This is a genomic window from Rhodococcus sp. T7 (assembly GCF_009872365.1).
Taxonomy (GTDB): domain Bacteria; phylum Actinomycetota; class Actinomycetes; order Mycobacteriales; family Mycobacteriaceae; genus Rhodococcus_F.
Genome location: NZ_WXYH01000122.1, coordinates 16,974 through 29,870, shown reverse-complemented (window position 1 = coordinate 29,870; position 12,897 = coordinate 16,974). Strand labels below are relative to the sequence as shown.

At 64.5% G+C, this 12,897-nt stretch carries 11 protein-coding genes and 2 pseudogenes; 4 read left to right on the top strand and 9 right to left on the bottom strand.

Annotated elements, in window-relative coordinates:
* Nucleotides 1–283 precede the first annotated feature (283 nt).
* Nucleotides 284–600 (top strand): annotated as a pseudogene (locus MLGJGCBP_RS15060) (hypothetical protein); the annotation flags it as partial.
* Here MLGJGCBP_RS15060 and MLGJGCBP_RS15055 read toward each other — a convergent pair.
* From MLGJGCBP_RS15055 to vapB, 3 genes are all read right to left on the bottom strand, one after another.
* Entirely contained in the window at nt 584–988 is a 405-nt protein-coding gene (locus MLGJGCBP_RS15055) for a hypothetical protein (RefSeq protein WP_160096562.1), read from the bottom strand. The pseudogene MLGJGCBP_RS15060 and the gene MLGJGCBP_RS15055 overlap by 17 nt on opposite strands.
* Nucleotides 989–1,270: 282 nt before the next feature.
* Nucleotides 1,271–1,681, bottom strand: coding sequence for a PIN domain nuclease (locus tag MLGJGCBP_RS15050; protein ID WP_160096560.1), 411 nt, complete (start codon nt 1,679–1,681; stop codon nt 1,271–1,273).
* On the bottom strand, nt 1,678–1,899 hold the full coding sequence (vapB, locus tag MLGJGCBP_RS15045; protein ID WP_160096558.1) for a type II toxin-antitoxin system VapB family antitoxin: 222 nt from the start codon (nt 1,897–1,899) through the stop codon (nt 1,678–1,680). Before vapB ends, MLGJGCBP_RS15050 begins: the two co-directional genes overlap by 4 nt.
* A 501-nt stretch (nt 1,900–2,400) precedes the next feature.
* On the opposite strand from vapB, the gene MLGJGCBP_RS15040 reads away from it, so the two are divergent.
* On the top strand, nt 2,401–3,930 hold the full coding sequence (locus MLGJGCBP_RS15040) for an FAD-dependent oxidoreductase (RefSeq protein WP_236581103.1): 1,530 nt from the start codon (nt 2,401–2,403) through the stop codon (nt 3,928–3,930).
* A 181-nt stretch (nt 3,931–4,111) separates the two neighbouring features.
* Here MLGJGCBP_RS15040 and MLGJGCBP_RS15035 read toward each other — a convergent pair whose 3' ends face one another.
* The gene (locus MLGJGCBP_RS15035; protein WP_160096556.1) at nt 4,112–5,740 is read right to left on the bottom strand and encodes a DUF2235 domain-containing protein; all 1,629 of its coding nucleotides are present in this window, start codon (nt 5,738–5,740) and stop codon (nt 4,112–4,114) included.
* Between the two features lie 340 nt (nt 5,741–6,080).
* On the opposite strand from MLGJGCBP_RS15035, the pseudogene MLGJGCBP_RS51740 reads away from it, so the two are divergent.
* Nucleotides 6,081–6,383: pseudogene (locus tag MLGJGCBP_RS51740) on the top strand (N-formylglutamate amidohydrolase); the annotation flags it as partial.
* A gap of 610 nt (nt 6,384–6,993) precedes the next feature.
* Here the strand turns inward: MLGJGCBP_RS51740 and MLGJGCBP_RS15030 are convergent.
* From MLGJGCBP_RS15030 to MLGJGCBP_RS15020, 3 genes are all read right to left on the bottom strand, one after another.
* Nucleotides 6,994–7,362: a hypothetical protein gene (locus MLGJGCBP_RS15030; protein ID WP_160096554.1), complete on the bottom strand. Its 369-nt coding sequence runs from the start codon at nt 7,360–7,362 to the stop codon at nt 6,994–6,996.
* Between the two features lie 571 nt (nt 7,363–7,933).
* Complete coding sequence (locus MLGJGCBP_RS15025; protein ID WP_160096552.1) at nt 7,934–9,154, bottom strand: hemerythrin domain-containing protein; 1,221 nt, start codon at nt 9,152–9,154, stop codon at nt 7,934–7,936.
* Nucleotides 9,155–9,426: 272 nt separating this feature from the next.
* Complete coding sequence (locus MLGJGCBP_RS15020) at nt 9,427–11,064, bottom strand: helix-turn-helix domain-containing protein (RefSeq protein ID WP_160096550.1); 1,638 nt, start codon at nt 11,062–11,064, stop codon at nt 9,427–9,429.
* Between the two features lie 300 nt (nt 11,065–11,364).
* Here MLGJGCBP_RS15020 and MLGJGCBP_RS15015 point away from each other — a divergent pair, with 300 nt between their 5' ends.
* The gene (locus MLGJGCBP_RS15015) at nt 11,365–11,820 is read left to right on the top strand and encodes an SRPBCC family protein (protein ID WP_160096548.1); all 456 of its coding nucleotides are present in this window, start codon (nt 11,365–11,367) and stop codon (nt 11,818–11,820) included.
* 161 nt (nt 11,821–11,981) lie between these two features.
* On the opposite strand, the gene MLGJGCBP_RS15010 is transcribed toward MLGJGCBP_RS15015, so the two are convergent.
* Both MLGJGCBP_RS15010 and MLGJGCBP_RS15005 read right to left on the bottom strand, forming a co-directional pair.
* Nucleotides 11,982–12,332, bottom strand: coding sequence for a hypothetical protein (locus MLGJGCBP_RS15010; RefSeq protein WP_236581102.1), 351 nt, complete (start codon nt 12,330–12,332; stop codon nt 11,982–11,984).
* 320 nt (nt 12,333–12,652) lie between these two features.
* Nucleotides 12,653–12,895, bottom strand: coding sequence for a hypothetical protein (locus MLGJGCBP_RS15005; protein WP_160096546.1), 243 nt, complete (start codon nt 12,893–12,895; stop codon nt 12,653–12,655).
* Nucleotides 12,896–12,897 lie beyond the last annotated feature (2 nt).

The window sequence follows — 12,897 nt, the reverse complement described above, 5'->3', positions numbered from 1 at the left end:
ATTGTACCGAGAAGGATTCCCGACGAGCCGATCAACCCCTCGGTGGATGATTCAGAGTGGTAACTCGCGCACATCTTTCAGATGGGCTGCCGAGCCCATCACTACGGCAAGTGGTATCGCACCGAGTCCCCACACCAGGATTATTCCAATGGCCCACCACATGGGCTCAGTATCACCCATAACCAGCCGTACAGTCTGTTTTTGCGCCGAAACGAGACTTTTAGACCAGTTATGTCACGTTTTGTTACCGACGAACCCCGGTGGGGCAAACTCCGTCCCGAGGGGTGGGCTGAGTCTCCACGGCCGCCATTTCCACCTTTACAACCTGGGATCGCCGCGCTGGCTGCCGTCGGGATGGTGGCGGTTCGGGGCTCGGAGAAGCAACGCCGCCATCCGACGGTGCCGATCTCGTACCGCGTCGGCGCCGCGCTCATCGTCGACGAACTGGCACTGCTGCTCGACCTGGAAGACGTCTACTGGGCGAAGGAGGGGCGGACGAGCGTCGACGCCGCCGTGGTCATCATCGGCCTCCGTGGACTGATGACTGCAGGTTTCGAGTTTCGGCCCGCCGCCCAGCGAGCACTCACGGGACCGACGTAGACGGCCGCACACAGGACAACCGGGCGGTCCCCCACGGCTCGATGTCATAGACCGGGATGCAGTCCAGACCGCGGGAGCGCACCCGCTGCACGACCGCCGCATCCGCCGACGGGCACGTGCCCTCGACAACGGCCTCGGTGACGATCGCGCACACCACGTCGCCACGGAATTCGCGCACGGGTTTCAGCCCCTGCTCCACCGTCCAGTGCCGCACGGCGGCCCAGTGCGTCACCTCGGTGACGGTGGACGGGTGGCCGATGAACAACACACTTCGCGTCGCGTGCCGTCCGCTCGCGACAGCCGACGTCTGCACCTGAACCTGAACCTCCGCCTCCGTGCACCACTCGGACGCCACCTCCGCCAGGGGCGTGCTCGCAATCGTCGACATCTTTCCTCATCCTGTTGCCGGCCCCCGGATAGAAATCATCCTGCCGCGGATCGGGCCCCACGACCGTCCCCCGATCGGGCGTGGAATCGGATGATTCCACTGTCCCCTGATCGGCCGACCGTGACGTCACAGCACCCGGGGCAATCGCGGCGACGAACGGTCATGGGACTCGACCGGTAAGGGATCGACCAGTGCCCAGTGCCCCGTCGACTCGCAGACGCGGTCGGCTTTTACGTGCACGTCCACTCGCGGTGAGACCGGATCGGGCGCTTGTCCGACGCGCTAGATCACCAGTCGTTCGAGTGGCTGGCCGGTGATCGCGGCGATCAGGTCGAAGTCTTTGTCGAGATGCAAAACGACCCGGTTGTTGATCTCCGCGGTCGCCGCGATGAGCAGATCGAGGATCGACGGTGCGCGATGTTGTCCGCGTTCTGCCAGTTGCCGTTGCACATCAAGGGCGCGGTCTTCGATCGCGGGTGTCGAATACTCCAGGGGCATGGCCGACAGCGGTGGGGTGCGTCGTCCCCGTACCAGGTCGTGGGCGGTACGGGCGGAGTAGCCGACTTCGAGCAGCGTCACGGTGCAGATGTGAACCAGACCGCGCTGGATTCGATTGGCCCACTGCTCGACGTCCGGGCTGGTGCCGAGGCGCACCATTGCAGACTTGTCGATGAGCCACGTGGAGCCACTCATGACCAGGCGCCGCGCATGACCTCGTCGTCTGCCAGGTCAGGAAAGTCTTGGGAGAACCGCTTCAGGTCTGCGGCCGACACCGTGGTGATGGTGCGACGTGCCTCCTGCTGCAGATGACGGCGCAGGTACTCGGTTCGCGAGATCCCGAGGCGGGCAGCGTGCTCGTCGAGCAGCGCCAGGTCCTCCGCGGGAAAGTTGCGGATCAAAACGTCAGGCATGAAAACCTCCTAGATATCATAGGATATCACGTGCCGACGTGGAGACTCGTATGCTGGCGCGCCGGCTCAGTAGCCCACCATCAGCGGGCGAGCACCCACCTCACGGACGTCGGTTCAGACATGGACGCGGACCCCGCGTGTGGTGGTCAGAAACGCGTCCGCAAGCCGAGGTGTCATCGGGACGAGATTTGCGTCGGGCGCTGGGCCGAAGGCAGTCGGTGCCAGTCCCATAGGCGGATCCGCTTTCGGGACGAGGTCCGCTCCCGGACGTACGTGACGCCACCTCGCCGGCAATGGTTCCGTGTGCGGGCAGCGTGTTGGCCGCGGACCAGGCGCATTGTTCAGGTCGGGCGCTTAGCGCGGCAAACCATCGGTGACATTGGTGCTGGCTGCGAGGAAGATCGATATGGAACCAACTGGTCGCAAATAAGACGAGGCGAAGCCTGACATCACCACAGCCCAGTCTCGCTCGTAATTAGGAATCTCCCTCAGGAGGCTGCGGTGACATATGGTGCCGCGTCAGCCGAGACGCCCGTTCGGGTAGAGCGCTGCGACGTCTGCATCGTCGGAGCCGGCATCACCGGACTCAATGCCCTCTTCGTCACCAGTCAATACCTGTCGCGCTCGCAGAAGGTCATCCTGGTAGATCGCCGCGATCGATCCGGCGGTATGTGGGTCGACACCTATGCATATGTGCGACTGCACCAACCGCATGGCATGTTCACCGCCGGCAACATCAAGTGGACTCTCGGCCAGGATCGCTCCTACCTGGCAACAAAGGACGAGGTGCTCATCCACTTCGACCACTGCCTCGACGTTGTCAAGCAACGAGTGCAGGTGGACGAGTACTTCGGCTGGGCGCTCGAGTCACACGACGAGTCCGACGGGATCGTGCGCCTCACCTGCACATCGTCGGACGGCCAACTCATGGTTGTCGAGGCGAAGCGACTGATCAAAGCCAGCGGATTCGGGGTTGTGCCCAACGACCCGCTCGAGGTTTCCAGTGCGCGAGTCGTGTCGGTGTCACCCGACTTCTGCGACATGCGGGGGGACGAGATGCGGGCGAGTGACACCCCGGTGTGGGTCGTGGGGGGCGGAAAGACCGGGATGGATACCGCCCACGCGCTGATCACGGAATACCCCGGTCGGGAAGTGAATCTTGTGGCAGGTTCAGGCACGTTCTTTTCGAGCCGCGACCGCTTGTTCCCCGCTGGCGGCCGACGATGGTGGGGCGGCACGCTGGTGACCGGCATTTTCATGGAACTGGGTCGGCGTTTCGACGGGACCAACGAGACCGATGTCGCGACCTGGTTACGCGATACCTACGGCACCTGGTTAACCCCCACCACAGGCAACTACCTGCTGGGCCTGCTGTCCGAATCGGAGAACAAGACGATTGCCGCCGGTTTGACCGAGGTGATCATGGATCACGTCGTGGATGCCGTCGACCGCAACGGCGAGACCGACTTGGTGTTCCGCAGCGGACTAGCGAAGACGATTCAGCCGGGCAGTTGGATAGTGAACTGCACCGGGTACATGCTGCGCGACGATCAACCCTACGAGCCCTATGTTTCCGACAGTGGTGCGGTCGTATCGGTGCAGCCGCGTTCTGCCACACTCCATCTGACGTCGTACATGGGTTACTTCTTGACCCACCTACTGTTCTTGGACAAGATCAGGGACGTCCCGCTGTATGAACTCGATGCGCCGGATCTACGGAAGAAATCGAATGCGGCATTTCCGTACACGCTCGGATCGCTCACCATGCACAACCTCAGCCTCATCGTCGACAGCGTCCCGAACAAAGTGTTCCTCGATTGCGGACTCGATCTCGATCGCTGGTACCCGCCGCCACGCCCGACCTCCACCTCGATCCTGTTCGTGGGTGGTGCGCCTCGCTTCGCGAAGCTGACTTGCGGTGTGCGTTCCTCCGGACACACCGCCGGCGGAGAATCGAGGCGGTCCACCAAATCAGTCCGAGCAGGACGACGCCAGCCGCCGCCAGTGCCGGTGTTGGTAATGAGGCGGTGATCCGGTTCTGCCAGCTGATGTCCGCTGCAGGTGTGGATTCCCGAGGAGAATGGGGCGATCCGTAGACCTCCTCGGTTACGGCTCGAATGTCGAACGCGGTGCCGGTGTACGGGCCGCCACGCATAGCCTTCCCAGGCGGCCTCGACCTGGTATGGCCTGGAGACAGTGAGGAGTGGCGCAGTCACTGCGTCCTGGTCACCGTGAGGTGCACATCGCCCCGGTTGTTGCCGTAGAAGCCCCACGCGTCATTGGCGAATGCGTACAGGTACCCGGACCGGCACACCCGGTGATTGGTGCCGGCCCCGATGGCGATGCGCTCGTGCAGGGCCTGGGCACCCTCGAGCGCGATCGCGTCGTTGGCGACGACGCCGATCAGCGACATCCACGGCTCGTTCTCGTCCCGGCGGGTCAGCAGGAAGTTGGCCTGCGGGTTCCCGGTCACGCGCCGGAACAACCGCTCGCCCTGACCGAGCACGGTGCTGGCCAGGCGGAAGGCCTCCCGGGGGTGGAACCGGCGCCAGCCGGTGGTGCCGGCAGGCCCGGACGCGATGCTCAGATCCGTCCACTCGCCGGTGGCGGCGAAGGCGTACTCGCCGACGTCGAGGTAGAGGCCCGTCCAGTTCCACGGATCACGGGCGGACACGCCGACCGTGGCGGACTCACCCGGCGCAAGGGTCCTCGTGCTCCGGTACGGGCCACTGGTGATCGGTGGTCTCTCGTGACGCGTGTACACCGACGGGTGCAGCGAGGCGTTGTTCTCGTACTTGTCGATCACGGGGGTGGCCCGGGGCCGCGGCTCCATGAACGGCTCGAGCATCGAGCGCAGCAGAGGCTCGTACAGCGGCTCGAGCAAGCCGTAGATACCTTGGTTGTCGTCATGCACCATGCCGAGTGGGTCGGGTTCGATCTGTTTCTCGACCGCATTGCGGAATTCGAGTCCGATCGCGGTGCGTGACTCGTCGATCATCCAATGCAGCGCACCATCGCTCAGACCCGTCTGCGGGTGCCCGCCACCGACATCCATATGGCTGCCGGGGAACCACACCTGCTTGACGTCCTGGCCGGGCTCGAGGTCGGACCACAGCGTCGGCGTGAACGGTGCCCGCTGCTCGTCGAGCGCCACCGCGTGACGGCCGTGCCGCACATGCGGGTTGAACTTGACGTTGTGGAAGGCATACCGGGTCGGCGGGTCCAGCAGGTTGGTCCAACCGAGCGTGTCCGGGACGCCCAACGCTCCGACGGTGTCCCACACCCCGATGAAGTCCACCGGGATCCGATCCGGGTGCTCGGGGTGGTAGGTGAATCGGAGACCGTCACTCCAGCTCGGATCGGCGTCGGGTCCGCGCCGGTACCGCTGCTGATAGGCGTGCCGGATCTGACGCCAGGTCGCGGCCTCGTCCAGGCAGGTGGTATCGATCAGCCCGCACGCCGCGATCATCCCGGCGAGGCTGCGGGCGGTGAAGGCGCCGCGACTGAAGCCGAACAGCGCGATGGTGTCCCCGGGCCGGTACGTGGTGGTCAGCCAGTGGTAGGCGTCCATCACGTCGCTCGACAGCCCGACCCCGGCGGCGCCCCCCAGCAGCCAGCCGAACAGGCCACCGCTGACGGTCCCCACCCCGGGCTGGTACCGCGTCAGCTGCTCCCGCCCATCGGTCGCGATCTCCCCGTCCGTCGTGTCCTGCCCGTCCGTCGGGTCCGGCCCGTCCGTCGCGGAATCCACCAGGGCGCTGTACAAGCGGCGCACATTCGTCGGCGCCAACTGGCCCGGCGTGTTCCAGGTGCCGTCGCAGCACATGACGAGACGACGCATCGTTCGACCTCCCCTACCGACAAGCGGATCAGAGTCTCGTGGACAGGTGTACAACGTTGTGGACCCGGGCCGTCGCCTGTTGGATCCCCATCTCTGCGGCGACAACCCTGAAAGACCGGTCTGTTTTATCCTGCTCTCACGGAGGGGCGGTTGTCACTGGTCGTTAGGCTTCGCAACAGCTTGCCGACACTGCGATCGGCTCATTCTCCCCGAAAGCTCTCGCCGCGCTCGGCGCCGGCACACGTGATGACCGCAGAGATCGCCACCGAAGCGCTGACGCTCACGTTTGCCGGAAACCGAACGATGACCGGCTCGTTCCGGAAAGGGGCGTTCAACGGCGGCTGGCACTGGCACTGACACGGACATCGAGCTGCGGATTCACACCTCCGTCGAGCAGTTCGACGTCGCGGCGGACAGTACTTCCCCGCCGCGACCGGGTTCGCAGTCACGGTCCTCGTGCACATCGTTGACGCGGCGACCGGCCGGCCACGCTACCGCGGAATCCGCCGAGTGGCGCGGGCGATCTTCTCGACCGTCGACTCCACGCAGGGGTACCCCGTGCGGCGGCAGGTGGTCACCTGCCCGCTATCTGTTATCTGCCGTCGACGGTCGAGCGGAGACCACCATTCCCACGACGTCCTGACCCGACCATGGGGCAGGTCACGGCTGCGCAAACAGATTCTCCACGAGAAGGTTTGCGGATTCGTTCTTCCCTCCGGACTTCGATGCCGCAGTCACCGAACAGGTGCGGCCGGCGAAGTGCACGGTGGCCGTGAAACCGCGGCTCATGCGCTGGGCCTGTCCGCATGAAACTTCCTACCTTGGGGGCGGAAGTTTCTCGTTCTGGGCGAGGCCGATCTGAACCGCGTTGACGGTGCGGTGGTCGAGGTTCTTGCGGGCGTATCGGCTACATGCGGCTCGCTTGGTGACACGGGGACAGGTGCGGTAGCGGCGAGGTGGATTGGGACGTTCGAGTTTTCTGGCGATCGCGTGTGCGGCGGGGGTGATGAGCCGGACAGGGAAAACCCGCCGGCCCCCCGGACGTGGCGGCGGACGATCCGCAGCGTTCTGATGAACGACCGCCAGAGTGGGTCGACGTCGGCGGCCTCGTACATGAGTATGCGATTGCCTCGGGTTTCACCTGTGCCGGGCGTCGCCGTGGCGGGACGCCGTCGGGTCAACAGCTGGGCCACCTATCGTCGAGCTTGCTCGACAAGCAGATCCGGCGACGACCCGTCGTCGGGCTGAGGTCGCTAGTACGAGCTTGCGAACTCTCGTGCTGATGCAGCCCACCGCCCCTTGACGAGGTGGAACTCGTTGCTGTCGAGGAGCCTCCGTAGCGTGGGCTGCCGAGCAACGGCCTTCTTCCACGCCAACTCGGCCAAGTACTGGGAATTCATTCCCGAATTTTCATTGTCGTCGAACAGTTCGTATTCCAGATAACCCGCCAGAATTTTCGACCATTTTGCCTGCAGTGCGAGAAGTAGGTCGTTTCTGTTCTCGAAGATGGTGGTGGCTAAGGGAACTTCCGCGAACGGCAGTGATGTTTGCCCTGTGCGGTGGGCATATTCAAGAACTGCGTCGGTTGCGCGGTTGCGTCTGTGAAAGTCGTCCCATCCCATGATGAGCTCCTATCCGGTCTGTGAAAATTGTGGATGCACAGTGAGCCTGCTGAGCGGCAGGCACCGTTCGGTGCGAGAAATCGCTTAGTCCATCTCCCCTCTGCGCTCAAAGTGGAGCCTTGTGTGACTGTCCACGTACGATGCTGGGACCTAGACAGGGAAGGAATTGCCGAACAGCGGCCTATTCGTCGGCCGGGGCCACCAACAACCTTCGGTGTCAACCCGGGCTCCTGCTGCCTGCGCGTAGCTGTAGAGCTGCCGCGTGGGCCAGTCCATCACGTCGAGGAGGGCTGCGAGGTGTTGCGTGGAGATTCCCGCGTCCGCTGCGATCGCGCGGGCGATGCGTGCTCGTGTGACGGCGCTGCCAATGGTCGTGTCGTAGTGACCGCCCGGTGCGGCGTTCTGGGTGATTCTGTCTCTTGCAGTGCTGCACATGGTCCCGGTTCCGCTCTCACAACGTCCCGACGTGGGACTGAAGGTATCTCACAACACTTTTCGTGAGGAATGCTCAGCTGACTCGTCGAATCTCTCTCCCATCTTGGTGGAGGTCTCATCCCCACGCGCTCGTCGGCTACGTGGGCCGAGTCCTCGGCGTGTTCTCATTTCGATGGGTACTCGCTTCGATGTTCGGTGGTAAGTGATGTCCGGACTCCTGATCCCGCTCGGCTAGTGCTGCCAGTCGAACGAGATCCTCGTGCAGAGCGTTGTCGCGGTCGTGGTGGGCCGGAACGGTCAACGAGATCATCCGGTCGAACCAACGCGGCAGGCTCAGCACGCGAAATGACTGTTCGATTCGGGTTCCGGTTCCATCCGAGTCGAGGATGAACCGCCACTCGGTGCTGTCTCCGTAGACTCCGCCGTGCGTGATCCATGCCATCTCGTGTGGCTCGTCGAGTTCGGTGAAGGTGCACGACCTGCTCCACCGCATGATTCCGGACTTGCTGCTGCCCCGGAATCGCTCGCCGACCCCGGGTGCGGTTGCGCCATGGAGCCAGCGCGCTCGCCGGCACTCATGGCTCCACTCGCCGACCCGGGTGATGTCGGCCAGCACGGCCCACACCGTGGTCGGGTACGCGGTCGATGTCGTTTCGCAACGGCCACGCAGGTGCGCGCGCAGCGGTGAGAACTGCGGTGTTCGCCAGCGCCGGAATGCCGCTGTGCGGTAGCGCCGGATCATGACGTTGAGCATGAGCCATCGTGGTAGCGGGGGCACGAGTTCGGTGATGGCCCGCACGTCGTCCGGTTCGGCTGAGTCGATGATGAACAGTCCTTCGTCGAGCAGTTCGATCGGCCCCTTCGGCTTGATGTTGCATTCCTCGTCCCAGTGCCGCCATTCGGCGTCGGTGATCGTCGCCGACACGATCGGCATCATCTCGCGCTCCTCCCGCTCGAGGTGGGGCAGCAACGATTCGCACAACACGTCCACGGCGGCCAGCACCTCGCCCCTGGCGTCGGCCGAAGCCCGGTACTTGGCGGCGGCCCCTTCAAGTGCATCCATCGCAGGAACGATCGACCGGTGGTCGGCGTCCATCTCGTCCAGCAGCGCTCGGGCTCCGCGGTTTCGTTCCCGCACCAGCGGATAGAGGTGCTCGTCCTCGGACAGATGATGGTGGTGAAGGAAGGCCATCATCCAGATGAGGTGCTCGGCGATCGCTGTCCGTTGAGTATCGAAGGGATAGGGTCGCTCGACGAGCGCACTTCGCGCGCGAGCAAGGTCACGGCGCAGGGCAGAGTGGACAATGCCCATCACACGGGTATCCGCCGGCTCGTCCGGATCTGTGGCGGTGTTCACGACAATCACTCCTCTAGGCGGTCGAGCGGCCACACCATGGTGTCGCCAAGCACCCGGCGAGAGTTGCCGTACCTTGTGTAGCGCGGGAGTCGTTCGTGGAGTCATGGTTTGAGGCTAGGTCTGCGCTCGTCGCCGTCGCATCGGGCAATGGTTGCATTCGTCCCACGCACACGAGCCGCAATGGGTATATCGACCCACCGACCCGCTCGATCCAGCGGCGAGGGCAGTCGTGTCGCGCACCCGCCTTCGCCTCGTCGACCAGACTGACGGCGTCAGGCCAGGCCGTGTTGGTAGGTGTAGGCGGTCGCGGCGGCGCGTGAGGTGACCCCGATCTTGGCGAAGATATTGCTCAGATGCCGGGCGACGGTCTTCCTGCTCAACGACAGCTTCACGGCCACCTCCTGATTCGTCAGTCCGGCCGCGACGAGGCGCAGCACCTCGACCTCCCGCGCGCTGAGACCGTCCGGGAGCGGTGTCGGTGGTTGGGCACACCCGAGCAATTCGTCGGTGTACTTCACGTCCGGTACCGCACCCAGTCGGCTGAACACCGCACGACAGGTGTCCCATTCGAGGCGCGCGGTGTCCTCGTCGCCGATCGCCCGGCAGGCCGAACCGATCAGCCGGTGGCTGCGTGCGGCCTCGTACGGCATGTCGAGGTCTGCCCAGATCTGCACGGCAGCCCGCAGATCGGGCAGCGCGCCCGCGGGGTCACCGTCGGCGAGCCGCACTACACCTGCCGCTTGTGCCGCGGCGGCCCGGACGGACGGCGGATCGCCATCCACCAGGGTGGCAAGTTCGTCGGCCGCCGCCCGCGCGAGTTGCAGATTCCCGACAGCTGTCGCGATTTCCGCTTGCGCTGGGAGCAGTTTCGCCCTCGCGAGACGGTCCGATGGATGTTCGGCCAGCGCACGTGCGAGACCGGCCGTGGCTGCGTCGGAGCGGCCCTGCGCGGCCCGCAGCAGTCCAAGCCCTGGCTGTACGTCCCAGCCGAAGCCGGCAGCATGCCCGAACGCCTCTTCCGCAGCAGGGAGGTCACCCATCAACCGCCGGATCTCACCGATCTGATACCAGGCCTGGCCCGCGTCCATGGCAATGGTTCCGTTCTGCTCCGCGCAGGCCTGGCGCGCCTCGCGTTCGGCGTCCGACCATGCTCCGTGCAGGCGCAGGATCCGAGACCGGTGCATCCTGCACGAGCCGGAGAGGGCGGTGGCGCCGTGCTGCGTGCACAGCCACGTCTCGAATGCGGATGTCCACGCGCTGGCCCGCCCAATGTCCGACATGTATTCGCACACGTTGATCGAGCTGCAGTAGATCCACCAGGAGCTGGTTGCATTCACCTCCCGAGAGGCCACGGCGACCATCGCTTCGTCGAGCATGATGGTTCCACCGGATACGTCACCGAGTGCGACGAGGGCGCGGCCCTCCTGATGCAGAGCGATGTTCACCAGATCCGAATCGGCGAAGTGGGCGCCGATCGTCGTTGCACGGCGGGCCAGTTCGAGTGAACTGTTCATGTCGTTTCCATGGAAGTTCGCCTCAGCTTCGGCGACCAACAGGTAGCCGTGCACTGCGCTCTCGGGCTCCTCGTGCAGCAGGCGCTGCGCGCGGCCGAACCAGCCCATGGCAGGCGAGATGTCGCCGTGCATCATCAACACGAGATGGATCCGAAACGCGCACATGGCAGCGCCGCGGTTGTCGCCACACCGCAGCCGGTAGGTGTAGATCCGGTCGCGCGCCTGGACGCACTTCTCGGTCCTGCCGGTGAAGTGGGCGGACTCGGCGAGCGCCTCGAGATCGTCAGGGTCCAGGGCCGACGATTCGTCCGCGTGGCTGAGCAACGCGAACGCCTCGTCCCAGACGTGTCCTCGGTACGCGGCACGACCGCGCGCGAGATCGTCGACCATGACCATGACATTTCACCGCGTGCCGCGCGACCGCAAGAGGACTGGCACCTCGTTTCGCCCCACGGAGTGCGTTCATGCAGGTAGTTGCCCTGCGCCGCGACGGGGGGAAACGTCGGCAGGAGGCCGGTGAGAGTGAGTCCTCCTCCTTCCGCCGCGCCATCAGCGCTTTGCTGCACTAACCATCAGTGACAGAGCCCCGGCGCGAGAGGACGATTAAACAGACCAGTCTGCATTCTTCCGCCGTCTTACCAGTTGGGCGAGGGCGCCGAGGCAGGTCGTGACCGATCCAGCCACCACCGAAAAGGAATGATCACCATGCCAGTTGTCGAACAGTCCGTAGTCATTGCCCGCCCTGCGTCGGAGGTATGGGCTTTTCTCACCGATGCGGCGAACTGGCCGTCGTGGGAAGCGTCGATCGTCGAATGCGAGCAGCTCAGCGACGGGGAGCTCGGGGTGGGCACCCGATGGCGCGGGGTGAACCGAATCTTGGGTAAGAAGCTGGATTGGGGGACCGAATTCGTCGAGTACCAGCCAGAGAAAGTGGCCACGTCCAAGTCGGTGGAGGGCAAGTTCGGGTTCACAGCAACGACGAGGCTAGAGGAAGTCGATGGCGGCACCTTGTTCACGTACCGGGTCGACAGCGAGAGCGGTCTCGGAGGGGTCTTCGGCAAACTGGCGGACCCGATCGTCGCAAAGGCGTACTCACGCACGATGCGGGCGAGTCTGGACAACCTGGCCGACCTGCTCACCACCGATAGCTGACCCTGCCGCGAGCACACGTACGACTGACAGGTTCGTTCAGAAGGCGGGGGCTATCGCGCGCCGCCGCCCACTTACCGCGCGTGAGCAGGAGTTCGTCACGCGAACGCACGCACGCAGGGCCGCAGGCCGTACGGCGGAGGGTGGGTAGTGGAAGCCTGTTGTTACTGCACCAGAGTGAACCCAGGCGCCGTAGCTACCCTTTGCGTTGATATCCGCCAGTATCGGCGTGATCTTCCGTAGAACGTCGTCGGCTGGGTTCCGAAGTCCATGCCGTTGTTGAGGCCGACGAGCTTCTCCCCCACGATCGGACCGCCTGAATCGCCTTGCCACACCGCCCAATTCTGGAGGTGGATACCGTCTTCCTTGCCGATGATCCCGCAATTCTTGCCGGTGGTCGCACCGTGGTTGCGCCCAAGGTTCAGCAGCGAGGCGTCGCCGATAGTCGAGACGACGACATCAGTGGTGGCGCTGTACTTGCTCGGCACAACAACATCGGGGTTCAGCCGGGTCACCGGTAATCGAGTGTCGTGAACGTGCCGTCCGTGTTGCGCGAGAACAACGTCGGTCTCCCACCCGATCGGTCCACTGGCAGCGTCACCGACCTTGTATACGGCGTTACCCGCTCCCTGATGGCAATGACCGACGGTCAGCGCAACCAAGCGGCCCGCGTACCTACTGGGAGAGTGCTCATGGACCGGCGGCGTTTGAAATCCGTGTTTTGGCCTGTTCGCCCAGTTCGTCTCGGGGCTGCTGCATGACCTCAATTTCGGCAACGTGCACTGGAAACGGCGAAACGAAATAGCCCCAGCCTCCCGAAGTCGGAGGGCGTCGCCTACACCGGTTCAGGGGCGTTACGACCGATGTCGACGTGCTGCTCCAGTTCGATTGCCAGGACGCCCGGGACTGCCCCGAGCGCTGCGAGCCGGCTCGCTGGGACGGATCCGGAAATGATCCCTATCGTGCGGTGCACCGCGTCGACCCGCATGCCCTCCTCCGCCAACGCGACGCCGACCACGTCGATGTCCTCGACGTGGTCGGCGTCCACCGTGACACTGATTCCCACCATGCCCGGCACGA